The 261-nt window shown below is 70.5% G+C and carries 1 protein-coding gene; it reads right to left on the reverse strand.

The window, feature by feature from the left end; genetic code table 11:
* Window positions 1-146: recombinase family protein (locus WDV86_RS16225; protein ID WP_445262924.1), on the reverse strand; the 146-nt coding region annotated here is incomplete at its 3' end.
* Window positions 147-261: the final 115 nt, after the last annotated feature.

Here is a 261-nt window from a genome sequence, read left to right on the forward strand (position 1 = left end):
CTGGCCAGCTCGGGGCGGTCGTCCCGAGCACCGGAGGCGACATCAGTCCAGACGTGCGCGCAGCCGGCCGAGCGCAGCGCGTCGTGCTGAAGCGAGGGGTCCTGCGCGGTCGTCGAGACCCGGGCGTAGCCGAGGGCGTGGGGCACGGGGTCAGCGTACGGAAACCTGCCGACAGCGGTTCCGCTACACACAGGTTACGGACACGAGTTCCGGACGCCGTTTCGTCGGCGTGTCGCGCCCTCGCCGAGACTGTCGCCAAAA

It is taken from the genome of Pseudokineococcus sp. 1T1Z-3 (assembly GCF_037482365.1).
In the GTDB taxonomy this organism is placed as follows: Bacteria; Actinomycetota; Actinomycetes; order Actinomycetales; family Quadrisphaeraceae; genus Pseudokineococcus.